The 22,174-nt window shown below is 71.9% G+C and carries 20 protein-coding genes and 1 pseudogene; 12 read left to right on the top strand and 9 right to left on the bottom strand.

Translation table 11 applies throughout. From position 1 onward, the window contains the following. Positions 1 to 30: 30 nt before the first annotated feature. Positions 31 to 1,425, top strand: coding sequence for a PLP-dependent aminotransferase family protein (locus OG344_RS04020; protein ID WP_405087024.1), 1,395 nt, complete (start codon positions 31 to 33; stop codon positions 1,423 to 1,425). Here OG344_RS04020 and OG344_RS04015 read toward each other — a convergent pair. After that, positions 1,412 to 2,611, bottom strand: coding sequence for an MFS transporter (locus tag OG344_RS04015; RefSeq protein ID WP_405087023.1), 1,200 nt, complete (start codon positions 2,609 to 2,611; stop codon positions 1,412 to 1,414). The two genes, OG344_RS04020 and OG344_RS04015, sit on opposite strands and share 14 nt — an antisense overlap. A gap of 186 nt (positions 2,612 to 2,797) precedes the next feature. Here OG344_RS04015 and OG344_RS04010 point away from each other — a divergent pair, with 186 nt between their 5' ends. Continuing rightward, complete coding sequence (locus tag OG344_RS04010) at positions 2,798 to 3,460, top strand: DUF1707 domain-containing protein (protein ID WP_327047890.1); 663 nt, start codon at positions 2,798 to 2,800, stop codon at positions 3,458 to 3,460. A 10-nt stretch (positions 3,461 to 3,470) separates the two neighbouring features. Here the strand turns inward: OG344_RS04010 and glpX are convergent, their stop codons facing one another. Next, the gene (gene glpX, locus OG344_RS04005) at positions 3,471 to 4,499 is read right to left on the bottom strand and encodes a class II fructose-bisphosphatase (RefSeq protein WP_327047889.1); all 1,029 of its coding nucleotides are present in this window, start codon (positions 4,497 to 4,499) and stop codon (positions 3,471 to 3,473) included. A 156-nt stretch (positions 4,500 to 4,655) separates the two neighbouring features. Further along, positions 4,656 to 5,924: pseudogene (locus OG344_RS04000) on the bottom strand (RNA-guided endonuclease InsQ/TnpB family protein). A gap of 137 nt (positions 5,925 to 6,061) precedes the next feature. On the opposite strand from OG344_RS04000, the gene OG344_RS03995 reads away from it, so the two are divergent. From OG344_RS03995 to OG344_RS03985, 3 genes are read left to right on the top strand one after another with little or no spacing between them, the layout of a single operon-like run. Beyond that, complete coding sequence (locus tag OG344_RS03995) at positions 6,062 to 6,679, top strand: TetR/AcrR family transcriptional regulator (RefSeq protein ID WP_405087022.1); 618 nt, start codon at positions 6,062 to 6,064, stop codon at positions 6,677 to 6,679. A 46-nt stretch (positions 6,680 to 6,725) separates the two neighbouring features. Further along, positions 6,726 to 7,274 carry a DUF4245 domain-containing protein gene (locus tag OG344_RS03990; protein WP_405087021.1) on the top strand — a complete coding sequence of 183 codons (549 nt, stop codon included), beginning with the start codon at positions 6,726 to 6,728 and terminating at the stop codon, positions 7,272 to 7,274. Positions 7,275 to 7,325: 51 nt separating this feature from the next. Next, positions 7,326 to 8,471: an FAD-dependent oxidoreductase gene (locus OG344_RS03985; RefSeq protein ID WP_405087020.1), complete on the top strand. Its 1,146-nt coding sequence runs from the start codon at positions 7,326 to 7,328 to the stop codon at positions 8,469 to 8,471. A 99-nt stretch (positions 8,472 to 8,570) separates the two neighbouring features. On the opposite strand, the gene OG344_RS03980 is transcribed toward OG344_RS03985, so the two are convergent. Next, positions 8,571 to 8,873 (bottom strand): exodeoxyribonuclease VII small subunit, encoded by a 303-nt coding sequence (locus OG344_RS03980; RefSeq protein ID WP_405087019.1) that lies wholly within the window; start codon positions 8,871 to 8,873, stop codon positions 8,571 to 8,573. Positions 8,874 to 8,987: 114 nt separating this feature from the next. Here OG344_RS03980 and asnB point away from each other — a divergent pair, with 114 nt between their 5' ends. Further along, positions 8,988 to 10,850, top strand: a complete 1,863-nt coding sequence (asnB, locus tag OG344_RS03975; protein ID WP_405087018.1) for an asparagine synthase (glutamine-hydrolyzing) — start codon at positions 8,988 to 8,990, stop codon at positions 10,848 to 10,850. Between the two features lie 29 nt (positions 10,851 to 10,879). Here asnB and xseA read toward each other — a convergent pair whose 3' ends face one another. Next, entirely contained in the window at positions 10,880 to 12,097 is a 1,218-nt protein-coding gene (xseA, locus tag OG344_RS03970; protein WP_405087017.1) for an exodeoxyribonuclease VII large subunit, read from the bottom strand. 269 nt (positions 12,098 to 12,366) lie between these two features. Then, complete coding sequence (locus OG344_RS03965; RefSeq protein WP_405087016.1) at positions 12,367 to 13,533, bottom strand: hypothetical protein; 1,167 nt, start codon at positions 13,531 to 13,533, stop codon at positions 12,367 to 12,369. A 130-nt stretch (positions 13,534 to 13,663) separates the two neighbouring features. Between OG344_RS03965 and OG344_RS03960 the strand changes: the two genes are divergently transcribed. Next, a complete protein-coding gene (locus tag OG344_RS03960; RefSeq protein ID WP_405087015.1) occupies positions 13,664 to 14,629 on the top strand; it encodes a 4-hydroxy-3-methylbut-2-enyl diphosphate reductase in 966 nt (321 codons plus the stop codon). 61 nt (positions 14,630 to 14,690) lie between these two features. Here the strand turns inward: OG344_RS03960 and OG344_RS03955 are convergent, their stop codons facing one another. Both OG344_RS03955 and OG344_RS03950 read right to left on the bottom strand, forming a co-directional pair. Beyond that, positions 14,691 to 15,269, bottom strand: coding sequence for a DUF6542 domain-containing protein (locus OG344_RS03955; RefSeq protein ID WP_405087014.1), 579 nt, complete (start codon positions 15,267 to 15,269; stop codon positions 14,691 to 14,693). 10 nt (positions 15,270 to 15,279) lie between these two features. Then, positions 15,280 to 16,581 (bottom strand): DNA recombination protein RmuC, encoded by a 1,302-nt coding sequence (locus tag OG344_RS03950; protein WP_405087013.1) that lies wholly within the window; start codon positions 16,579 to 16,581, stop codon positions 15,280 to 15,282. Between the two features lie 109 nt (positions 16,582 to 16,690). Here OG344_RS03950 and ychF point away from each other — a divergent pair, with 109 nt between their 5' ends. Then, on the top strand, positions 16,691 to 17,779 hold the full coding sequence (gene ychF, locus OG344_RS03945; protein ID WP_327047878.1) for a redox-regulated ATPase YchF: 1,089 nt from the start codon (positions 16,691 to 16,693) through the stop codon (positions 17,777 to 17,779). Here ychF and OG344_RS03940 read toward each other — a convergent pair. After that, a complete protein-coding gene (locus tag OG344_RS03940) occupies positions 17,731 to 18,186 on the bottom strand; it encodes a MerR family transcriptional regulator (protein ID WP_405087012.1) in 456 nt (151 codons plus the stop codon). The genes ychF and OG344_RS03940 overlap by 49 nt on opposite strands. A 55-nt stretch (positions 18,187 to 18,241) precedes the next feature. On the opposite strand from OG344_RS03940, the gene OG344_RS03935 reads away from it, so the two are divergent. The 4 genes from OG344_RS03935 to OG344_RS03920 all read left to right on the top strand — a co-directional run bounded on the left by OG344_RS03935 (position 18,242) and on the right by OG344_RS03920 (position 22,156). Further along, positions 18,242 to 19,183, top strand: coding sequence for an SDR family NAD(P)-dependent oxidoreductase (locus OG344_RS03935; RefSeq protein WP_405087011.1), 942 nt, complete (start codon positions 18,242 to 18,244; stop codon positions 19,181 to 19,183). A 55-nt stretch (positions 19,184 to 19,238) separates the two neighbouring features. Further along, positions 19,239 to 19,988, top strand: a complete 750-nt coding sequence (locus tag OG344_RS03930) for a group II truncated hemoglobin (protein ID WP_405087010.1) — start codon at positions 19,239 to 19,241, stop codon at positions 19,986 to 19,988. Between the two features lie 514 nt (positions 19,989 to 20,502). After that, complete coding sequence (locus tag OG344_RS03925; protein WP_405087009.1) at positions 20,503 to 20,778, top strand: hypothetical protein; 276 nt, start codon at positions 20,503 to 20,505, stop codon at positions 20,776 to 20,778. A 376-nt stretch (positions 20,779 to 21,154) separates the two neighbouring features. After that, positions 21,155 to 22,156: a conjugal transfer protein gene (locus OG344_RS03920; RefSeq protein ID WP_405087008.1), complete on the top strand. Its 1,002-nt coding sequence runs from the start codon at positions 21,155 to 21,157 to the stop codon at positions 22,154 to 22,156. The last annotated feature ends 18 nt before the right edge of the window (positions 22,157 to 22,174 follow it).

Below are 22,174 nucleotides of genomic sequence, written 5' to 3'. Positions count from 1 at the left end.
GGTCCAATCGGATGGCCCTAGAGTGGTCCAATGGCCGATCTTCATCTGGTGGTAGACCGGGCCAGAGGCGGGCTCGCCGCGCAGATCGCCCGCGAGGTGCGTGAGGCGGTGCGCTCCGGACGGCTCGGCCCGGGCGCCCGCCTGCCGGCCACCCGCGACCTCGCCCGCGATCTCGGCCTGTCGCGCGGCGTCGTCGTGGAGGCGTACGAGCAGCTCGTGGCCGAGGGGGTGCTCGAAAGCCGGACCGGCGCCGGGACCCGGGTCGCGGCGGGGGCCGGGCGGCACGTCGCCGCGGAGCCGGCCGGGCGGGAGGGGGAGGGCCGGCCCCACTACGGGCACCGGCCCACGTCGCCGGACCTCGGCGCCTTCCCCCGGCAGGCCTGGCTCGCGGCCGTCCGCCACGTCCTCGCCACGCTGCCGAACGACGCGCTCGACTACGGCGATCCCGGGGGTGTGCCCGCCCTGCGCCGTGAGCTCGCGGCGTACCTGGGCCGGGTGCGCGCCGCCGACGTGGTGCCGGACGACGTCGTGATCCTCACCGGGATGGCCCAGGGGCTCAGCCTCGTCCTGCACGCCCTGGCCCGCGAGCGGGGCCGCGACGTCGTCCTGGCCGTCGAGGACCCGACGAGTGAGCGGCAGCTTCCGCTGCTCCGCCGGACCGGGGCGCGGCTCGTCCCGGTGCGCGTCGACGGGGAGGGGATCGTCGTCGGAGACCTCCCGGCCGAAGCCGACGCCGTGCTCGTGACCCCCGCGCACCAGTACCCCACCGGTGTGGTGCTGTCCCCCGGCCGCCGCGCCGCCCTGATCGCCTGGGCCGCCCGCACCGGCGGCCTGGTGATGGAGGACGACTACGACGCGGAGTTCCGCTTCGACCGCGATCCGGTCGGGTGCCTGCAGGGGCTCGCGCCCGGCCGGGTCGTGCTCGCGGGCAGTGTGAGCAAGGCCCTCGCCCCGGGGCTGCGGCTCGGCTGGATCGCCGCGCCGCCCGGCCTCGCCCGCGCCGTACGGCTCGCGCGTGAGGAGCTCGACCTCGGTTCACCCGTCATCGAGCAGTACGCGCTCGCGCACCTGATCGCCGGCGGTGCGTACGACCGGCACCTGCGCCGGATGCGGAGAGAATACCGGCGGCGCAGGGACGCGCTCGTCGGCGCGCTCGCCGAGCACCTGCCCCGGCTCGCCGTACGCGGCATCTCGGCCGGGCTGCACCTCTACGCGGTGCCGGATCCCAAGGCCGGTGCCGGGACGGACGCGTCCGGCCTGGCCGGGGCGGCCCGGGCGGCCGGCCTCTCGGCCGAGGTCGCGACCCCGGCCCTCGGAACGGCGGAAGGGCGGCCGGCGGGGCTCGTGATCGGGTTCGCGCGCCTGCCCGCCCACCGCGTCCGGGAGGCCGTACGCGCCATGGCCGAGCGCGTCAGGACGCGATAGGGGCCGTCGTGGCGGCGTTCCCGGCCGTACGCGGCTGGAAGCCCCGGGCGAGCAGGATGATCGCGGCGGCCAGCACGAGCGGCGCGGCGAAGGCGACCTGGTAGCCGGAGGCGTCGGCGATGCCGCCGACGAGGGCGGCGCCGACGACGAACCCCACGTAGTTGAACATGTTGACCCGGGCGATGGCCACGCCCGTGCCCGCCGGGTCGAGGCGGCCGGCCGCGCTGAACGACTGCGGGGCGACCACCGACAGGCCGATCCCGGTGAGGGCGAAGCCCGCGATGGCCGCGGGCGCCGAGGGGGCCGCCACGATCGCGGCGAAGCCCAGCGTCGCGACGGCGCCGCCCGCGCGCACGATCGCCGCCGAGCCGAACCTGCGCACCGCGAGGTCGCCCCCGACGCGGACGAGGAACGTCGTGAGCTGGTACGCCCCGAGGGCCAGCGGGATCACGGGCGTGGCGGCGTGCACGACCCGGTCCATGAAGACGGAGCCGAAGTTGGAGATCGACGAGTCGCCCACGTAGAGGAACGCCATCGCGAGGCAGAGGGGAAAGATCGGACGCCACGCCACCTTCGCCCCGGCCGTCGGCTCCGCCGGGGAGCCGGCCCGGTGGCGGTGCTCCTCGCCCGGCAGGTAGAGCCAGGCCGAGGCGGCCAGCGCGACGGCGACGGCCGGGACGAGGGCGATCGTGAAGGTGGCGGGCAGCCCGAGGCCGAGCCCGGCCGCCGCCGACGCCCAGACCGCGCCGGCGACCGCCGCCGCGCTCCACAGCGCGTGGAATCCGGTGAGCACCGCCCGGCCGTACTCCCGCTCGACCGCCACGCCCTGCATGTTCATGCCCGCGTCCACCCCGCCGAGGCCGAGGCCGAACAGGACGTTCGCCGCGACGAGCGCGGGGATGTTCGGCGCGAGCCCGGCGAGCACCACGGCGGCGCAGGCGAGCGGCTGCGCGAGGCGCAGCACCAGGCGGCTGCCGTACCGGGAGGCGGCGGCGCCCGCGAGCACGCTCCCGGCGCCCGCGATCACCGGCACGACCAGGAGCAGGATGGACAGCTCGCCGTCGGTGAGACCATGCCTGCGCTGCAGCGTGGCCACCTGGGTGAGCAGCGTGGCGAAGGTGAGGCCCTGGACGGCGAACACCGCGAAGGCGGCCAGCCGGGCCCGCCGGTCACGCGGCGTGGGCACCGTACCCCCAGCCATGCCCCCGAAGGCGGCGAGTCCCGCGGACGGCGACCCTCACGGACATCGCGGCCTCCTGGAACATGAGGATGGTTCAGGTTTTCGCCAGCCTAGGAGCCGCGCCGCGCTCGGTCAATGGCCGGAACGGCGGGAGACTGTGAGGCGCGCCGCGGACCGAATACCCTCGAAGATGTGAGCAGCGAGTCCTCAGCCGCGAAATGGATCGCCACCTTCCTCGCGTCGCGCGCTCCCGGCGCCCCGGGCGGTCCCGCCACGCCCGATCCCGGGCTGATGCGCGCGTCGGACGCCGACCGGGAACGGGTCGTCACGGCGCTGACGGACGCCGTCGTCGACGGGCGCCTGACCCCGCTGGAGCACGAGGAACGGGTGGAGCGCGTCTGGGCCGCCCGGACCCTCGGCGAGCTGGCCGAGCTGACCGCGGACCTGCTGCCGCCGGAGAGCCAGCCGTTCCGCATGGACAACCGTCCCGTCACCGCCTTCTTCCGTACGGAGACGCGCGGCGGCCGGTGGGTGGTGCCCTCGCAGATCCCGGTGACGTCGCTGGGCGGCACGGTCTCGATGGACCTGTGCGAGGCGCTCCTCCAGTCGCGGCACGTGGTGGTCCAGCTCGCCGTCATGGCCGGCACGGTCACGCTGCTCGTTCCTGAGGGCGTGCGGATCGTGACCGCCCCCACCGCCCGCGTCCGGTCCTTCCGGAACGATGTACGGCTCCCGCCGGGCGCGACCGGCCACGCGCCGGACGCGCCCGTGATCGAACTCGCCGGGTTCGTCCTCGGCGGCAAGGTCGTCGCCCGTTCGCCGAAACCCCCCCGCCGCCGCCTGTTCGGCCGGTGAGCGCGGCCCTCTAGACGGCCGTGTCGAAGTTGATCGCGCTGTAGGCGCCGAGCTTCCAGAGCTGGTGTTCGCTCTCGATCTTCCGGATCGTCCCGGAACGGCCCCGCATCACGAGGGAGTGCGTCACCGCCGCGCCGCCCTGGAACCGCACGCCGTGCATCAGCTCGCCGTCGGTGATGCCCGTGGCGGCGAAGAACACGTCGTCGGAGCGTACGAGGTCGTCGGTGGTGAGCACCTGGTCCAGGTCGAGCCCGGCGTCGAGGGCCCGGCGGCGCTCGTCGTCGTCGCGCGGCCACAGCTTGCCCTGGATCACCCCGCCCATGCACTTGAGCGCGCAGGCGGCGACGATGCCCTCCGGGGTGCCGCCGATGCCCAGCATGAGGTCGACGCCCGTGCCGGTGCGGGCGGCCATGATCGCTCCGGCCACGTCGCCGTCGGTGATGAAGCGGATGCGGGCCCCGGTCTCCCGGATCTCCTTGACGACGCGCTCGTGCCGGGGCCGGTCCAGGATCACCACGGTCACGTCGGACGGCTTGGCGCCCTTGGCCCGCGCCACGGCCCGGATGTTGTCGGCCACCGGAGCGTCGATGTTCACCTGCCCGGCCGCCTCCGGGCCGGTGACGAGCTTCTCCATGTAGAAGACCGCGGAGGGGTCGTACATCGAGCCGCGCTCGCTCACCGCGATCACGGAGATCGCGTTGTTCATGCCGAGCGCGCACAGGCGGGTGCCGTCGATCGGGTCCACGGCCACGTCGCACTCGGGCCCGGTCCCGTCGCCGACCCGCTCGCCGTTGTACAGCATCGGGGCGTTGTCCTTCTCGCCCTCGCCGATCACCACGGCGCCCTTCATCGAGACCGTGTTGATCAGCTGGCGCATGGCGTTGACGGCGGCGCCGTCCGCGCCGTTCTTCTCCCCGCGCCCCACCCAGCGGGCCGCGGCCATCGCCGCCGCCTCGGTCACCCTCACCAGTTCGAGAGCGAGGTTGCGGTCGGGCGCGCGTTCTCCCGCCGCCAGTGCCGCCGGTACGTGATCAGCCATTGATCCCCTCACGTCGCAAGCTCCACTATGGGCGATCGTAGTGTGCGAAGAGTGCCCTTGTCCGATTGGTCTGAACCTGTCGGGCCAGGTCGCAGGCCTTCCCGGGCTGCGCCACGGGAATCGGGGGCCGTGGATGACGGGCGGGCGGGGATATCGTCACCGCTTGGCATCCTCCCCTCCCTGAAGGGAGGGGGTTCCAACCCTCACAGGTTGGTCTTCCTGTTTCGCTGCCGGTTGCCCGCTCGGAGGACTCCGTTGAGGTCTTACACCAGCTCCACAGGCGTTTTACCTCTCCGCCAGCCCGGCGGCGAGGATGTTCCTGGCGGCGTTGACGTCCCGGTCGTGGACCGCCCCGCAGGCGCATTCCCAGGTCCGGACGTGCAACGGCATCACGTCTTGCAGGGTCCCGCAGGCCGAGCACAGTTTCGAGCTGGGAAACCACCGGTCGATCACCACGAGTTCACGCCCGTGCCACTGCGCTTTGTACGCCAGCATCGAGCGGAGTTCCCGCCAGGAGGCGTCGGAGATGGCGCGGGCGAGGGAGTGGTTCTTGACCATGTGGCGGACGGTGAGGTCCTCGATCACGACCGTTTGGTTTTCACGGACGAGCGAGGTGGTCAGCTTGTGCAGGAAGTCCCGGCGCCGGTCGCTGATGCGGGCGTGGGCGCGGGCGACCTTGAGCCGGGCCTTGGCCCGGTTCGCGCTGACCGCCGCTTTGCGGGCCAGCGAGCGCTGGGCCTTGGCCAGTCTGCGCCGGTCTGTGCGCTCATGCCGGGGGTTGGCGACCTTGCCGTCCTGGTCGGTCACTCCGGGGATCGGGCGGGACAGGGCCACCAGGCTGGTGATCCCGGCGTCCAGGCCGACCACGTCCCCTATGGGGGTGAGGGGGTGGATCGTCTCCTCGACCAGGAGGGACACGAACCATCGCCCGGCCGGATCCTTGCTCACGGTCACCGTGGACGGCTGCGCCCCTTGCGGGAGTGGACGCGACCACACGATGTCCAGCGGGGCGTCCATCTTCGCCAGCGTGAGCTGCCCGTCGCGGTAGCGGAACGCCGAGCGGGTGTACTCGGCCGACGCCCGGGACTTCTTACGCGACTTGAAGGTGGGGTATTTGGACCGCTTGGCGAAGAAGTGGGCGAAGGCTGCCTGCAGGTGCCGCAGCGCCTGCTGCAACGGCACACAGGACACCTCGGCCAGGAACGCCAGCTCTTCGGTCCGCTTCCATGCCGTCAGCAAGGCCGAGGACTCCGCGTAGGAGACGCGGCGGCCTTCCCGGGTGTAGGCGCGGGTCCGTTCTTCAAGAGCCTTGTTGTAGACCAGGCGCACGCACCCGAACGTCCGGGCAAGCTCGGCGGCCTGCTCGGGGGTGGGATAGAAGCGGTACCTGTAGGCCCGCTTCACCGTCTGCGCCACGCCGCACATCATGCCACCCGCTCAATCGAGGATCGCGTAAATTCGTACGCGGTTCGCCTTCCGGCGAACCGCCTATCCCCGCCCTGCTCCGCAGGGAGTCCGATTCCTCCCCCGCCCGAAGGCGAGGGTTTCCTCGGAGGCTTTGATTGAGCGGCGACACCGGACGAGCACCCGTACGGCCGGCCGAGCGGCCCCTTGCGACGCGTACGTCGGACCGCGGGGCGGCGACGAGGGTCGTGCTCCTGGACGCCGCCAAGGAGACCTTCGTCACCAGCGGCTTCGCGGAGGCCTGCGTGACCGAGGTCGTGGCCCGGGCCGGTGCCAGCGTCGGCAGCCTCTACCACCACTTCTCGGGCAAGGCCGACCTCTATCTCACACTGTTCGAGGAGTTCCAGAAGCGTCAGGCCCAGCGCACCCGGCAGGCCGTGCAGGAGGCGAGGGCGGCGGGGGAGACCGACCCCATGCCCCAGTTCCTCGCCGCCGCCCGCGCCTACCTGGAGGGCTGTCTCGCCGAGCGCGACCTCGCCGCGCTCTTCCTGCGGGGTGACGCGCCGCCCGGGTTCGAGGTCGTCATGCGGGAACGGCTCCGGCAGTGGGCCAGGCGCACCGCCGCCCTGTTCGAGCACGAGGACGCGCTGGTCCTGGTCGTCACCGGCGCCCTCGCGGCGGTCGTGCAGGAGGTGACCTTGTCCGACGACCCGGAGGCGGCCCGGAGGATGGCTGGGGACGCTCTTCGCATCATTGGCAATATCCGGCATCCCTGACCGCCGGTACGGAGGGCGGCCACCCTGACGGCTAGTCTGACGTGACGTGGGACGATTCACCCAGGGTTTCTTCGGCTACGCGTTCGCGCTCCTCGTCTGCCTCGCGGGCGTGGGATTGTTCCTGCTCGTCACCCCGCAGAGCCGCACCGAGCACATCCCCCGGGTGCAGTACGGCATCGACCAGGCCAACGCGGTCCGCGCGGCTCCGTACGAGGTCGTGGCGCCCAGCCAGGTCCTGGCGAACTGGGTGCCTAACAGCTCGCGTCTGACCCAGGACGGCGGCGTCGTGACGTGGCGGCTGGGATTCGCGACCGGCGAGCGGGAGCACGCCATGGTCGCCCAGAGTGACGAACGCCCGATCGCGGCGTTCGTCAACCGGATGACCAACACCGACAAGCCCGGCGGAAGCCGCCAGATCGACGGCGTGACCTGGGAGGAGCGGGTGCGGGAGGACAAGAACCAGCGGTCGCTGGTCCGCGTTCTCCCCGATCACGCGGTGGTCGTCACCGGAACGGCCGGCTGGGACGAGCTGAGCGCACTCGCCCACACCCTCGCCCCCCAGGTCAAACCCTCTCCCGCTCCGTCGGCCGGCTGACATGTTCCGGTGCCGTAGCAGTACGACCGTGGTGAATTCGGAGGAGGTCACGTGCGGATCGCGGTAGTCGGCGCCGGGCTTGGCGGCGTGGCGGCGGCGGTGGGGCTGCATCGCCTGGGTCACGAGGTGACACTCCTCGAACGGGGCGCCAGGCTCCGGGAGGCGGGCACAGGGATCGTGGTCATGCCCAACGGGCTTCGCGCGCTGGACGCGCTGGGGCTGGGTGAGGACGTTCGCGGTCACGTCGTGCACACGGCCCGCGGCGGACTGCGGGACCGGCTCGGACGGCCGCTGCTGGTCACGGACCTGACCCGGGCGCGGCGGGAGGTCGCGCTGCCCGCCATGATCGATCGAGCGGAACTGCACCGGGCGCTGCGCGCCCCGCTGCCGGCCGAGCTGGTGCGGACCGCGACCCCGGTCGAGCGCCTGGAGCCCGGCCCCACCGGAGTGACCGTGATCAGCGATGGAAGCCCCATGGTGGGGGCGGACGCCGTGATCGCGGCCGACGGCCTCGGCAGCACGCTGCGCGCACAGGTCTTCCCCACCCACCCCGGGCTGCGGCGAACCGGCCGGATGGACCTGCGCGGCATGCTGCCGCGCCCGTCCGGCCTGGCCACGGAGCTGCTCGCCAGTCAACTCGTCGACCGCCGCAGCGGGGCGATGTTCGGCCTGTTCCCCGTCGGTGCGGACCGCCTCTACTGGTTCACCGACTCGCCCCTGCACGGTCCACCGCCCGGAGCGGACGAGGCGCGCCGGCAGATGCTGTCCCTGATGGCCGACTGGCACCCCCTCGTCACGACCCTGATCGAGGCCACCCCGCCCGGCGCCGTCTACGTCGATCCGATCACCTGCCTGGCCGAACCCTTGCCCTCGTTCGCGGCCGGCCGGATCGCGTTCCTCGGTGACGCCGCGCACGCCATGTCGCCCGACCTCGGTCAGGGCGCCAGTCAGGCATTCGAGGACGCGGCCGCGCTGTGCGGCCACCTGGCCGGCGCCGAGCCGGCGGACGTCGCCCAGCGGTTCCTGCGCTACGACGCCGAACGCAGGCCCCGCGCCAACCGCATGATGCTGGCGGCGTCCCGGCAGTCGCGGCTGACCTCCCGGACCGGCGTCGCCGCGTGGCTGCGCGACACGTTGCTGCGGGCCGTACCGTCCCGGCTGGCCAGCCGGCAACTCGCCGCCCTCTGGCACGCCTAGCGCCACGACCGCTGGCGCCACGACCGCTGGCGCCGCGACCGCTGGTTCCGCGACCGCGTCCGCCGGTCGGGACGGCCGTTGGTCACCGCCCGCTCGGAGTCAGAAGGGGGCGGCCTCGGGGCCGCTGGGCTGGGGCTCCTGCCGCTGGGCCATCGCGGCGGCGAGCTTGGCCCGCGCGCCCTGGAGCCACTCCTCGCAGACCGCGGCGAGTCTCTCGCCCCGTTCCCACAGCTCGATCGACTGCTCCAGCGTGAGCCCGCCGTTCTCCAGCCGCCGCACCACGTCGGTCAGCTGCTCGCGCGCCTGTTCGTACGACGGGGTCTGCCCGTCCTGCGCGGAAGCCTGTCCGTCCTGCCGGGAAGCCTGCTTGTCCTGCGGGGGAGTCTGCCTGTCCTCGCTCACGTCTCCACCTTAGAGGCCGGGACCGACACTTCGCGGCCTCATAGTGATGCCCGATTTGGGCATAAAAGTCCTGATTGGTGTGTTAGTTAGGTGTACTAACCATCTGCGGGAGTGATGAACCGGGGGGTCATCTCGATGTGCGGAATCAGTGGCTGGGTGGACTACGGACGCGATCTCCGGGAGGAGCGGCAGACCGTCCAGGCGATGACGGACACGATGGCGTGCCGGGGGCCGGACGCAGAGGGGGCCTGGCTCGCGCCGCACGTCGCGTTCGGCCACCGGCGGCTCGCCATCATCGACATCGAGGGCGGACGCCAGCCGATGACCGCCGAAGCCGGCGGCGAGGTCCTGGCCGCCCTCACCTACAGCGGCGAGGTCTACAACTTCCGGGAGCTGCGCGACGAGCTCGTACGGCTCGGCCACGCCTTCCGGACCAGGAGCGACACCGAGGTCGTCCTGCGGGCGTACCTCGAATGGGGCGACGACTTCGTCTCCCGGCTCAACGGCATGTACGCCTTCGCGATCTGGGACACCCGCCGCGAGGAACTGCTGCTCGTGCGCGACCGCATGGGCATCAAGCCGCTGTACTACTACCCGACGCCCGACGGGGTGCTGTTCGGCTCGGAGCCCAAGGCGATCCTGGCCAACCCGCTCGCCGAGCGGGTCGTCGACGCCGACGGCCTGCGAGAGATCCTCGCCTTCGTGAAGACCCCGGAGAACGCGGTCTTCCGGGGCATGCACGAGGTGCGGCCCGGCCAGGTGGTCAAGGTGCGCCGCGAGGGGCTGAGCAAGCGCCGCTACTGGCGGCTGGAGGCCCGCGAGCACACCGACGACCTGCCGACGACCATCCGGACCATCCGCGAACTTCTCGACGACATCGTCGCGCGGCAGCTCATCTCCGACGTTCCGCTGTGCACGCTGCTGTCCGGCGGCCTCGACTCCAGCGCGGTCACCGCCCTCGCGGCCCGCGCGCTGCGCGGCCGGGGCACGGTGCGGTCGTTCTCGGTCGACTTCAGCGGCTACACCGAGAACTTCCAGCCCGACGACATGCGCGACACCCCCGACACGCCGTACGTGCACGACGTGGTGCGGCACGTGGGCTCCGACCACACGGACATCGTGCTGGACTCGGCCGACCTGATGGATCCGGCCGTGCGCGCGGCCGTGCTGCGGGCGAGGGACGTCCCGCTCGGCATCGGCGACATGGACATCTCGCTCTACCTGCTCTTCAAGGCGATCAGGGAGCGCTCGACGGTCGCGTTGTCGGGGGAGTCCGCCGACGAGGTGTTCGGCGGATACCGGTGGTTCCACGACCCGGAGGCGGTCGGCGCGCACACCTTCCCGTGGCTCGCCACGCAGACCCAGACCGGCCTGACCACCCGGGGCGAGTTCCTGAACGAGGAGCTGCTGCGCAAGCTCGACGTCCCGGCCTACCGCGCCGACAGCTACCAGCGGGCGCTGGCCGAGGTGCCCCGGGTGCCGGGGGAGGCCGGCTTGCAGAGGCGGATGCGGGAGATCAGCTACCTGCACCTGACCCGGTTCGTGCAGATCCTGCTGGACCGCAAGGACCGCATGAGCATGGCCGTCGGGCTGGAGGTCCGCGTGCCGTTCTGCGACCACCGCCTGGTCGACTACGTCTTCAACGCCCCCTGGGCCATGAAGACCTTCGACGGCCACGAGAAGAGCCTGCTGCGCGCCGCGACGGCCGACGTGCTGCCCCGGTCGGTGGTCGAACGGCGCAAGGTGCCCTATCCCTCCACCCAGGACCCGGCGTACGAGCACGCGCTGCGCGCCGCCGTGGCCGACCTGCTGAGCGGAGAGCCGGCCATCGGCTGCCTGCTCGACACCGGCAAGGTGCGGAGCATCCTCGCTCAGCCGGTGGGCGCCGTCAGCCTCCAGGGCTCCCGTACGGCTCTCGAAGGGCTGCTCCAGGTGAACGCGTGGCTCGACGCGTACGGCGTCCGGCTCGCCCTCTGACACCTGCTCGCCCGCCCGCCCGCCTGCCGTCAGGCGGGCGGGCCGTCGGGGTCGGCGGTCACTGTGACGCGGTCGTCGGAGAAGCGGATGGTCAGCCCGTCGCCCGGCTTGACGTCCGCCGCCAGGCGGACGACCTCGCCCGACGGGCGCTGCGCGATGGCGTAACCGCGTTCCAGGGTCGCGGCGGGAGAGAGCGTTACGAGCCGGGCCCTGAGGTGTTCGAGCGAGTCGGCCGAGCGGTCGAGTGACGAGGAAAGACATCGCCGGGACCGCTCGCGCAGCGCGTCGACCTGCTCGGCCCGCCGGTCGAGCTCCCGCACCGGATCGGCGAGCGACGGCCGCGAGCGTACGGACTCCAGCCAGGACAGCTCCCGCTCGACCCAGCCGCGCAGCACCCGGCGGCCCCGGTCCCTCAGCTGGTGGACCAGGGTGAGCTGCTCGCCCACGTCGGGCACGACCTTCTTGGCCGCGTCCGTCGGGGTGGAGGCGCGCACGTCGGCCACGAGGTCCAGCAGCGGGCTGTCCTGCTCGTGGCCGATCGCGCTCACCACGGGCGTACGGCAAGCCGCCACGGCCCGCACCAGCGACTCGTCGGAGAAGGGCAGCAGGTCCTCCAGCGAGCCGCCGCCCCTGGCGATGACGATCACATCGACCTCGTGGTCGGCGTCCAGCCTGCGCAGCGCCTCAGTCACCTCGCCCACCGCGTACGGCCCCTGCACGGCGACCTGCTCCACCCGGAACCGTACGGCGGGCCAGCGGCGGCGGGCGTTCTCCAGCACGTCACGCTCGGCGGCGGAGTCGCGCCCGCAGACGAGCCCGACCGTGCCAGGCAGGAACGGCAGCCGTCTCTTCCGGTCCACGTTGAACAGGCCCTCGCCCGCGAGCACCTGCCGCAGCCGTTCGAGCCGGGCCAGCAGCTCGCCGATCCCGACTGGGCGGATCTCCAGAGCGGTGAAGGCGAACGATCCTCTGTTGACCCAGAAGTCCGGCTTGACGTGCACCACCACGCGTGCGCCGTCCACCGGGCGCGGCACGCTCGCCTCGTAGACGCCCCGGGCGCAGGTGACCCGCGCCGAGACGTTCGCCACCGGGTCCCGCAGGGTCAGGAAGACGGTGCCGCCACGTGCCGTCAGCTCGGTGATCTGCCCCTCGACCCAGACGGTGCCCAGCTTGCCGATCCACTGGGCGACCATCTGCAGCACCGACCTGATCGGCAGGGGCGCCTCCGGAGACGTCTTCGCGCTCAACCAGTCCTCCTCGCCCGGGCCCGGCGGCCATCGCCACCTCATCGCCCACGGTCATCGCCCACGCTTCTCGCCCACGCTTCTCGCCCACGGTCATCGCTCACCGTACGCTCGCCGTGCCACACTCGCAGGCTAGCCACAGCGCCCGACAGTTCCGGGCCCGACAGTTCCGGGCCCGGCGGCCCCGACCGGTGCGCGACTCGGGATGTGCCCTGTGCTCGGGATGTGCCCTGTGCTCGGGACGTGCCCTGTGCTCGGGGCGAGGCCGACGCTCAGGACTCGGACTGGAGCTTCGACAGCCGGTTCTGGAACATGCGGACCACCTCGGGACGGTTCGCGTGCGCCTTCTCGTAGTCGAGCAGCGCGTGCACCTGCTCGGCCGACTTGCCGCGCAGCCTCGACCGCAGCGACGCGAAGGTGAGGTTTGCGTAACCCGGCAGCGGCTCCGCCTGCTCACCTCCGCCCCCGCCCTCGCTCGCGGCGGTGCCCTCGCTCAGGGCGGCGCCCTCGCCGCCGGCCGCCGAGCCGGTTTCCTCGACGGCGCTTTCCGGTGTCTTCGCGGCAGTGGTCTCGGTGACGGGCTTGCGGCGGGCGCGTGGCTTCTTCGCGGGAGCAACCGGGGCGGCCTCGGCCTCCGTCGCGGTGTCGGCGGCGGGCTGAGCGGTGGTCTCCGCGGCGGGCTCGGCCTCCGGGGTCGCGGCGGTTTCCCCGGCGGCGCTTTCCGGTGTCTTCGCGGTGGTCTTCCTGCGGGTCCGGGCGGGCTTGGGCGCGGCGGCCTCAGCCGTCTCTCCGCCCGTCGCTGCATCTTCCGCGGCCTTCGCCGTTTCCTCGGCGGTCTCCGCGGCGGGCTTGCGGCGGGCGCGCGGCTTCTTCGCGGGAGCCACCGGCGCGGCCTCGGCCTCGGGGGTGGGCTCGGCCTCCGTGACCTGCGAAGCCTCCGTGACCTGCGCGGTCTCGGCGGTGGTCTCGGGTGCCACGGCCTCGGGCGCGTGCGCGGTCTCGGGTGCGGGCTTGGGTGCCACGGCTTCGGGTGCGGTCTCGGGCTTGGGGGCGCCGAGGGATTCCTGGACCTTCGCCTCGGAAGACGGCACCGCTTCCGTCTCCGCCGGAGCGGGCGTAGGAGTGACAGTGGGAGCGGCGGTGGGAGCCGGTGCGCTCGCGGCCGTCTTCTCGCCGTCCTTCTCGCCGTCCCGCTCCGCCTTGCTCGGGCGGGGCGCGAAGATGACGGGTTCCCTGCGCGTGGCCGGTTCCGCGGCCTGCTCGTCGCGGGTGGCGGCGTCCGGGGCCTCGGCCTTCTCGGGGCCCTCCTCCTCACCCACGACCAGGCGCTTGATCCGCGACCTGACCTTGTCGCCGATCAGCAGCGCCTGGCCGACGCCGTTCAGAGCGGTCTGGAGCATGAGCACTGGCAGCGCCCGCAGCCGTTCCCCACTCTCCATTGCGTCGCGAAAAGGTTTTGTTATAGCCCTAAGGACGGACATTTCGGCTCCCGGGGAGATGTGTATAGGTACACCCAGTCTCGCAAGACCAGGGTCAAGAGGCGGCTCGCGTTCCACATAGCATAGGAACATGGACGTGCAGACCTCAGCGAACCGCCGTGTCCTGGTCGCCAAGCCCCGTGGCTACTGCGCGGGAGTCGACCGCGCGGTGCAGGCGGTGGAGCGGGCGCTGGAGCAGTACGGCGCACCCGTTTACGTACGCAAACAGATCGTGCACAACACCCACGTCGTGAGGACGCTGGAGGAGCGCGGCGCCGTCTTCGTGGAGGAGACCGATGAGGTTCCCGAGGGCGCGATCGTCGTGTTCTCCGCGCACGGCGTCGCCCCCGCCGTCCACGAGGAGGCCGCCGGCCGCCGGCTGAAGACCATCGACGCCACGTGCCCGCTGGTCACCAAGGTGCACAACGAGGCCAAGAGGTTCGCGGCCAAGGACTACGACATCCTGCTCATCGGGCACGAGGGGCATGAGGAGGTCGAGGGCACCGCCGGGGAGGCCCCCGAGCACATCCAGCTCGTCGACGGCCTCGACGGCGTCGGCGAGGTGTCCGTCCGGGACCCGGAGAGGGTGGTCTGGCTCTCCCAGACGACCCTGTCGGTGGACGAGACGACCGAGACGGTCGCCCGGCTGCGCACGCGTTTCCCGAACCTCATCGACCCGCCGAGCGACGACATCTGCTACGCCACCTCCAACCGGCAGACGGCCGTCAAGGCGATCGCCGCGGAGTCCGACCTGGTCATCGTCGTCGGCTCGGCCAACTCGTCCAACTCCAAGCGGCTGGTCGAGGTGGCCAAGGACTACGGCGCCGCCGCCGCCCACCTCGTCGACGACGCCTCCTTCGTACGGGAGGAGTGGCTGGAGGGCGTGCGCACGGTCGGCCTCACCAGCGGCGCGTCGGTGCCGGAGGAGCTGGTGGAGGGAGTGCTCGCCAAGCTCGCCGGCCTCGGCTTCACCGACGTCGAGGAGGTCGAGTCGGTGCACGAGAGCATGCGCTTCGCCCTGCCCCACGAACTGCGCCGCGACCTCCGAGCCGGGTGAACGAGGCCGCGCCCCCCTACACGCGCTCCATACAGACGACACGACCGGCCGTGCGTACGGCCTATTCGTCGGCCGCCTTGCCGTACACGCGGGGTTCGAAGTAGCCCTCGGGCTCGGGGTCGAAGGCCTGGCCACGGTTCCCACGGCCCCCACGGCCCCCACGGCCCCTGCGGGCACGGCCGGGCGCGGTGGCGCGGGCCGCCCCGGCCCCAGCGCCGGCCGCCGTGCCGGCCCTCGCGGCGGCGGGTTCGGGCACGGCGCCCGTACGCAGCTCCCTGAGGTGGGCGGGCAGGCCGCGCGCCCAGGCGACGCCCAGCGCCAGCGCCGAGCCGGCGAACAGCCACGGGGCGGCCGACGACAGCGTCGTGAAAATGCCGAGCCCGAACGTCGGGAGCATCGAGCCGGACCCGAGCGACCGCAGCAGCTCCACCAGCAGGGCCGCGAGGAAGAAGACCAGCGGGGGCGTCACCACCAGCGGCAGCAGGTCGCGGGGCCGCACGAGCAGGACGGCCGCGAGGCAGCCGGCCACGAACGCGGGCCCGGGCAGCTTCGGCAGGAGACCCACCACAGTGATCACGAAGAGCATGACGATCGCCCCCCGAGCGGTCAGCCGCAGCCCGGCTCGACCGGTGCCTGTCATCGGGCCCCCCTCACGACAAGTCTCGCGCCAATTTACCGTTCTGACGATGCGGGGGAGGGGAGCTTACCCGCTCTTCACCTTCGAGTTCGGGGATCGCGACCGGCCGGGGGACCTCCTCCACCGCCGCCGGGGCGTCGAGCGAGTAGTCCACGAGACCGAGATCGTTCATCCTCCGCGCGCTGACCAGGACGCGGCTCTCCAGGCTGCCGACCGTCTGGTTGTACGCGGTGACCGCCCGGGTCAGCGCCCTGCCCAGGGTGTCCACGTGCCGCCCGAGGTTGCCGAGCCGGTCGTACAGCTCCTTGCCCAGGTCGAACACCGCCTTGGCGTTCTCGCTGACCGCCGCCTGCTGCCAGGCGTACTGCGCGGTGCGCAGCATCGTCACGAGCGTCGTCGGGGTGGCGATGTGCACGCGCCGCCGCATCGCGTACTCGAGTAACCCGGGATCACGCTCCAGCGCGGGCGCGAGGAAGGCCTCGCCGGGGATGAACAGCACCACGAACTCGGGCGACGGGCTGAACGCCTGCCAGTACGCCTTGGCCGCAAGCCGGTCCACGTGCTCGCGCAGGTGCCGCGCGTGCGCGTCGAGCCGGGTCGAGGCGAACGAGGGATCGGCGGTCTCGGCCGCCTCCAGATAGGCCGCGAGCGAGACCTTCGCGTCCACGATGACGTTCTTGCCGCCGCTGAGCCGCACCACCATGTCGGGACGGACCATCCCGTCTCGGGTCATGGCGCTCACCTGCTCGTCGAAGTCGCAGAACCGGGCCATCCCGGCGATCTCCGCCACCCGCCGGAGCTGCAGCTCTCCCCAGCGTCCCCGGGCCTCCGGCCGCTGCAGCGCCCGCACCAGCGCGTCCGTCTGGGCCTTCAGCCGTTCGGAGCTCTCCCGTACGAACTCCATCTGCTTGCTCAGCTCGGCCCGGGCGGCGCGGGTGCCCGACTCGCTCTCCCTGAGCTGGCTCTCCACCTTGGCGAGCGTCTCGCGCAGCGGCGCGACCAGGTTCTCGACCGCCTGGCGGCGCTGGTCGAGGTCGCCCGCCGCCTCCGCCCTCGTGGTGTTGAGCCGGTTCTCGGCCAGTTCGAGGAAACGCAGGTTGGCGACGTCGAGAGCGTGCGCCGAGATGGCCTGGAACCGCTCGGTGAGCTGGTTCTCGACGTAGCCGACCTTGTCCTCCGCCGCGCGCGTCCTCGCCTCGGCCTCCGCCACCCGGGCGGCGGCCTCGGCCGTACGGCCCGCGGTCCGCATTCCGGCGAGCGCCAGACCGGTCACCAGGCCGACGGCGAGTCCCAGTACGAGCGCCACGACATCCACGGTCTGGATGATTTCAGGCGTTGGCGTGCCAAACGGGGAGGCGCGCCCAGGAGGGAGCCGAGGCCGCCGATGTCCGGCGCACCCGCCGAGACCCCTAAACTCGTGGTACGTGAGCCTGAGCATCGGCATCGTCGGCCTTCCCAACGTCGGTAAGTCCACGCTTTTCAACGCGCTGACCAAGAGCGGGAACGCCCTGGCGGCCAACTACCCGTTCGCCACGATCGAGCCGAACGTCGGCATCGTCGGCGTCCCGGACGCGCGGCTGGACACGCTGGGGGAGATCTTCAACTCCGCCCGCATCCTGCCCGCCAAGGTGGAGTTCGTCGACATCGCCGGACTGGTGAAGGGCGCCTCCGAGGGGCAGGGCCGGGGCAACCAGTTCCTCGCCAACATCCGCGAGACCGACGCGATCTGCCAGGTGATCCGGGTCTTCTCCGACCCCGACGTGACCCACGTGGACGGCGAGGTGTCGCCGCGGCGCGACATCGAGACCATCAACACCGAACTGATCCTCGCCGACCTGCAGACGATCGAGAAGGCGGTGCCCCGCCTGCAGAAGGAGGCGCGCACCAACAAGGACCGCAAGGTCCTGCTGGAGGCGGCCGAGGCCGCGGCGAAGCTCCTCGACACCGGCACGACCCTGTACGCCGGGGGCAGGGGCGCCGGCATCGACCTCGCCGACCTGCGTGAGCTGCACCTCCTCACGGCCAAGCCGTTCCTGTACGTCTTCAACCTCGACGCGGACGAGCTGACCGACGACGACCTGCGGGCCAAGCTCTCGGCGCTGGTGGCCCCGGCCGAGGCCGTGTTCCTCGACGCCAAGATCGAGTCGGAGCTGGTGGAGCTGCCCGACGACGAGGCGCTGGAGCTGCTGCAGTCCGTCGGCCAGGAGGAGTCGGGTCTCGCCCAGCTCGCCCGGGTCGGGTTCGAGACGCTGGGCCTGCAGACCTACCTGACGGCCGGGCCCAAGGAGGCGCGGGCCTGGACGATCCGCAGGGGCGCCACCGCCCCCGAGGCCGCCGGGGTCATCCACACCGACTTCCAGCGCGGGTTCATCAAGGCCGAGGTCATCTCGTTCGGCGACCTGGTCGAGGCGGGCTCGATGACCGCCGCCAGGGCCGCCGGCAAGGCCCGGATCGAGGGCAAGGACTACGTCATGCGCGACGGCGACGTCGTGGAGTTCCGCTTCAACGTCTGATCCGGCTGCCGTTGCCAGGGCTCTCCGGTGCCGTCGGCCGCGAGGTGCCGCTCGTAGGCGGCCACCTTGCCGTCGATGAGATCCAGGCAGTCCCGCAGCTGTGCGAGCCGCTCGGTGACACGGCTCTGGTGCTCGCGCAGCACCTCGAGCCGTTCCGCTTCGTTGCCGGTGCCCTCGCGCACGAGCCGGGCCAGCCGGCTGATCGTGGCCAGCGGCATGCCGGAGGCCCGGAACTTCACGCAGTTGCCCAGCCACTCGACATCCCAGGCGCTGTAGACCCGCCGCCCAGCCTCGTCACGCCGCACCTCGCCCGCGAGCAGCCCTGCACGCTCGTACAGCCGCAGCGTGTGCACGCTCAGGCCGGTGCGCCTGGCCACCTCGCCGATATGCAGGACCTCAGCCGTCACGCGGTGATCGTAACCGGTTGACCTAGACCTCGGTCGAACACCTAGCGTCTGCGCCATGACCAGCGACATGACGGGTGACACAGGGCAGGACACCAGACACGGCGGGTTCGGCCCCGGCAGCACGGACGCCGAGGTTCTCGCGGGGATCGACCTGACCGGCAGGACCGCGGTCGTCACCGGCGGATACTCCGGCCTGGGTCTCGCGGCGACCCGCGCGCTCGCCGGGGCCGGGGCGCGCGTCGTCGTCCCGGCTCGCCGGCCCGAGACGGCGCGGCAGGCACTCGCCGGCGTCGACAGGGCCGAGGTCGAGCGACTCGACCTCGCCGACCTTGATTCCGTACGGGCGTTCGCCGAACGGTTCCTGCGCCGGCGGGCTCCCCTCGGCATCCTGATCGCCGGCGCCGGGATCATGGCCTGCCCCGAGACCCGGGTGGGGCCCGGCTGGGAGGCGCAGTTCGCCGTCAACCACCTGGGCCACTACGCGCTGACGCACCTGCTGTGGCCCGCCCTCACGGCCGCCGGCGCGGCCCGCGTCGTCTCGGTCTCCTCCGGGTACGACGCGGACTGGCGCATCCGGTGGGACGACCCGCAGTTCACCCGCGGCTACGACAAGTGGGCGGCCTACGGCCAGTCGAAGCTCGCGAACATCCTGTTCGCCCGCCACCTGGATCAGCTGGGAGGTCCGTACGGGGTCCACGCGTTCTCGGTCAATCCGGGCTGGATCCGCACTCCGCTCCAGCGACACCTCACGACCGGCGAGATGGTCGCCGCCGGCTGGATCGACGCCGCGGGCAACGCGGCGCCCGGCCTGTTCAGGGCACCCGATCAGGGTGCGGCGACATTGGTCTGGGCCGCCACGTCACGCGAGCTCGACGGGCGCGGCGGTGACTACTGCGCCGACTGCCGCGTCACCGGAGACGGCCCGGCGGACGACGGCGCGGCGGCCCGTCTCTGGGCGCTCTCGGCCGGACTGACGGGTCTCGACCGCATCCATTGATCGTTTCGCCGCGGAGGGGTAGCTTGGTCGTGATTACATAATTACAAAGGGGTTGATGCTGGTGATCGTCGAATACATCCGTTACCGGGTCCCCGACGGGGAGGAGTTCGAGGCCGCCTACCGGCGCGCCGTCGTGCCGCTCGGGCGGGCGCCGCAGTGCCTCGACTACGAACTGTCCCGCTGCGTGGACGAGCCCGCGTGCTACATCCTGCGGATCACCTGGACCTCGGCCCGCGACCACCTTGAGGGCTTCCGCGGCAGCGAGCACTTCCGGGAGTTCTTCGCCGAGATCAAGCCGTACGTGTCGGACATCGAGGAGATGCGGCACTACGAGAAGGTGATCGAGAAGACCGAGCCCACGCTGTTCGAGTGGGCGGGAGGCGCGCGGGCGCTGGAGCGGCTGACCGAGGCGTTCTACGGGCGGGTCAAGGACGACGACCTGGTCGGACCGCTCTTCGCGCACATGGACAGCCGCCATCCCGCGTACGTGGCGATGTGGCTCGGCGAGGTCTTCGGCGGCCCGGCCCGCTACAGCGAGGAGCGCGGCGGTCACTCGCACATGGTCTCCCACCACCTCGGCAAGGGCATCACGGAGCAGCAGCGCCGCAGGTGGGTGAGCCTGCTCATGGACGCGGCCGACGAGGTGGGGCTGCCCGCCGACCCGGAGTTCAGGGCGGCGTTCGCGGGTTACGTCGAGTGGGGCACCCGTCTGGCCGTCCACTTCTCGCAGCCGGGAGCCACGCCGCCGGGCGAGGAGCCGGTGCCGCGCTGGGGCTGGGGCGTCATGCCGCCCTACCAGCCCTGACGCCGGGGCCGGCGGCCAACGGCCATCGGTCTCCTCACTCCTCCTCCCACCTCGGACTCCCCTTCCGTACAAGCCGGTCCCAAGACGCGTGCCGGTAACATCCGTCGCGGTTCTCCCATCGGTCAGATCCTCCATGGCCTGCGGAAACGCTTGTATCAAATGCCCTGGACGCCCTTGGGACGCTCCACTGAGCATCGAATTGAGGCCGTTGGGTGGCGACTCGTCAGGTGAACCCTCCCTTTTCAGTAATTGATCCCATTTCGGGCTGTGTGTCGGCTTGATCGGGGAGAGGGAGACGCCCGCGGCGTAATTCGGGAACCGGGGAAAAGCCCAGGTGGCACGACCTGCGCGGCCCGATACGGGCCCAAGGAGGGACCATGCACTGGAAGTCCGGACAGCTCGCTCTCTCGGCGATCATCGCCGCGACGCTCACGGCCGGAGGGGTCGCTCTGGCGAGCGGCGCGGCCTCCGCCGGCCGCGGGCGATCTCCGGCCTGAGCGGCCTGAGCGGCGCGATGGAGGAGACGCGGGCCGACATCAACGCGGAGGCCGCCGGCGCCATGCAGCGCATCAGGGACGAGGCCGCGAGCGCCCAGCAGCGCATCCAGCAGCTGGCGAGCGACGCCACGGCCCAGCTGCCGAGCGAGTCCTCCTCGCTCCCGTCCTCGCCGGAGTCGTCCCTGGAGTCGGCCGAGCAGTCCTCGCTGGAGTCGGCGCAGCGGTCGTCGTACCAGGAGGAGGAGTCGAGCCTCGGGCAGGAGAGCGCGCCCTACTCGTCCTCCTGCGAGTGACGGGAGAGCGCGCACGACCGATCGGAGAGGGTCCCGCACGTGCCGCGTGCGGGACCCTCGCGTGCGGGGGCCGGCTCCGAGCGGTACGTCCGCACCGCCATCTCTCCAGGCTGTGAAGACACCAATAGATGGCGGTTAGGTAATCGCCAGCCCCGCTGGCCAGGCATAACGCACTTTTCCGCAGAGTGGATAGGCTTGGCGCCCCGCAACGCGATGTAGACCTGGTTTGCTCGCTCGCGGCGATGCTTGCACCATGGGCGTGGCTTACCTGGAAGAATTGGCTAGACCGCTAGGGTGAATACTTCAATGCGGCTAACCGGAACGAGAGCAAGAGGAAACCGCGCCAGCCGGATGGATCGGCGCGAGCGGAGGCGTGATGGCTCGCAGGTCAGACGTCCAGCAGGATCCTCGGATCGCTGGCGACCCTGAGCTGTACCCTCCGGAGGGCTTCGACCGGTCGGCAGCCCCTCACGGCACCGCCCCCCGGCGCAGGGGATGGAGCGGCGGCGGAGGCCGCTGGCTCGTCTGGGCCGGGCGGGCGATCCTCTGGGCTCTGATCATCGTGATCGTGGTCAACGGCGTCCGGGCCCTGTTCGAGCGCTCCATGCAGGACACCGGCACCGCTCCGGCCGAGACGGCCGTGTCCGCCTTCCCGACGACGCGGGCGGCGGCCTTCGCGGACCAGTTCGCGGCGGTTTACCTCAACTACGACGCGGCCAATCCCCAGCAGCGTGCGGAACGGCTGAAGGCGTTCCTGCCGGAGGGCGCCGACGCGCAGTTCGGCTGGAACGGCTACGGGCGCATGTCCGCCGGAGCCTTCCAGTACGCGGGGATCGACGTGATCGACGACCGCAATGCCCGGGTGAGCGTGTCGTACCAGTCCGGGGACTCCCGTGGCCTGCTGTCCGTGCCGGTCTACTACGACGGCGGCAGGTTCGTTGTCTCGGCGCAGCCCGCCCTGCTGCCCGACCCCGGCCCGGCCGGTCTGCCCCAGCTTCCCGAGCCCGACAGCGACTCCACCACCGGGGCCGAACTGCGGCCCCCGCTCGAAGGCTTCTTCAAGGCGTACGCGGCGGGTAACCAGGCGGATCTGCAACGATACGTCGCGAACGGCGTGACGATCGAGGGCTTCAACGGCAGGTTCACCTTCGCAGAGCTCAAGAAGATGTTCGTGCCACCAGGTGGTGCCGACAGCAGGAAGGTGACCGCGGTGGTGGTGTGGGCAGTGGCGTCCGGGGACGCGGCGGCGCCGAGTCCGTCCCAGGACCCGGCCGGCGAGCCGGGGGGCCTCGAGCAGGCCTACGAGCTGACGGTTGAGAAGCAGGGCGGCAAGTGGTTCGTCAAGGACATCCAGGGTGCGAACCGGTCCGTGGGGTAGCGCATGCCCGGCACAGAC

The sequence above is a fragment of the Microbispora sp. NBC_01389 genome (assembly GCF_045040095.1).
Taxonomy (GTDB): Bacteria; Actinomycetota; Actinomycetes; order Streptosporangiales; family Streptosporangiaceae; genus Microbispora.
Note: the sequence above shows the minus strand (reverse complement) of the source record. Positions and strands in the feature narration are given on the sequence as shown.

Coding starts and splice junctions, on each gene's coding strand:
- OG344_RS03925 (WP_405087009.1), top strand. CDS start 20,503: ATGGAGGAGACGCGGGCCGACATCAACGCGGAGGCCGCCGGCGCCATG.
- OG344_RS03920 (WP_405087008.1), top strand. CDS start 21,155: ATGGCTCGCAGGTCAGACGTCCAGCAGGATCCTCGGATCGCTGGCGAC.
- OG344_RS03935 (WP_405087011.1), top strand. CDS start 18,242: ATGACCAGCGACATGACGGGTGACACAGGGCAGGACACCAGACACGGC.
- OG344_RS03965 (WP_405087016.1), bottom strand. CDS start 13,533: ATGGAGAGTGGGGAACGGCTGCGGGCGCTGCCAGTGCTCATGCTCCAG.
- glpX (WP_327047889.1), bottom strand. CDS start 4,499: ATGGCTGATCACGTACCGGCGGCACTGGCGGCGGGAGAACGCGCGCCC.
- OG344_RS03930 (WP_405087010.1), top strand. CDS start 19,239: ATGCTGGTGATCGTCGAATACATCCGTTACCGGGTCCCCGACGGGGAG.
- asnB (WP_405087018.1), top strand. CDS start 8,988: ATGAACCGGGGGGTCATCTCGATGTGCGGAATCAGTGGCTGGGTGGAC.
- OG344_RS03960 (WP_405087015.1), top strand. CDS start 13,664: ATGGACGTGCAGACCTCAGCGAACCGCCGTGTCCTGGTCGCCAAGCCC.
- OG344_RS03955 (WP_405087014.1), bottom strand. CDS start 15,269: ATGACAGGCACCGGTCGAGCCGGGCTGCGGCTGACCGCTCGGGGGGCG.
- OG344_RS04020 (WP_405087024.1), top strand. CDS start 31: ATGGCCGATCTTCATCTGGTGGTAGACCGGGCCAGAGGCGGGCTCGCC.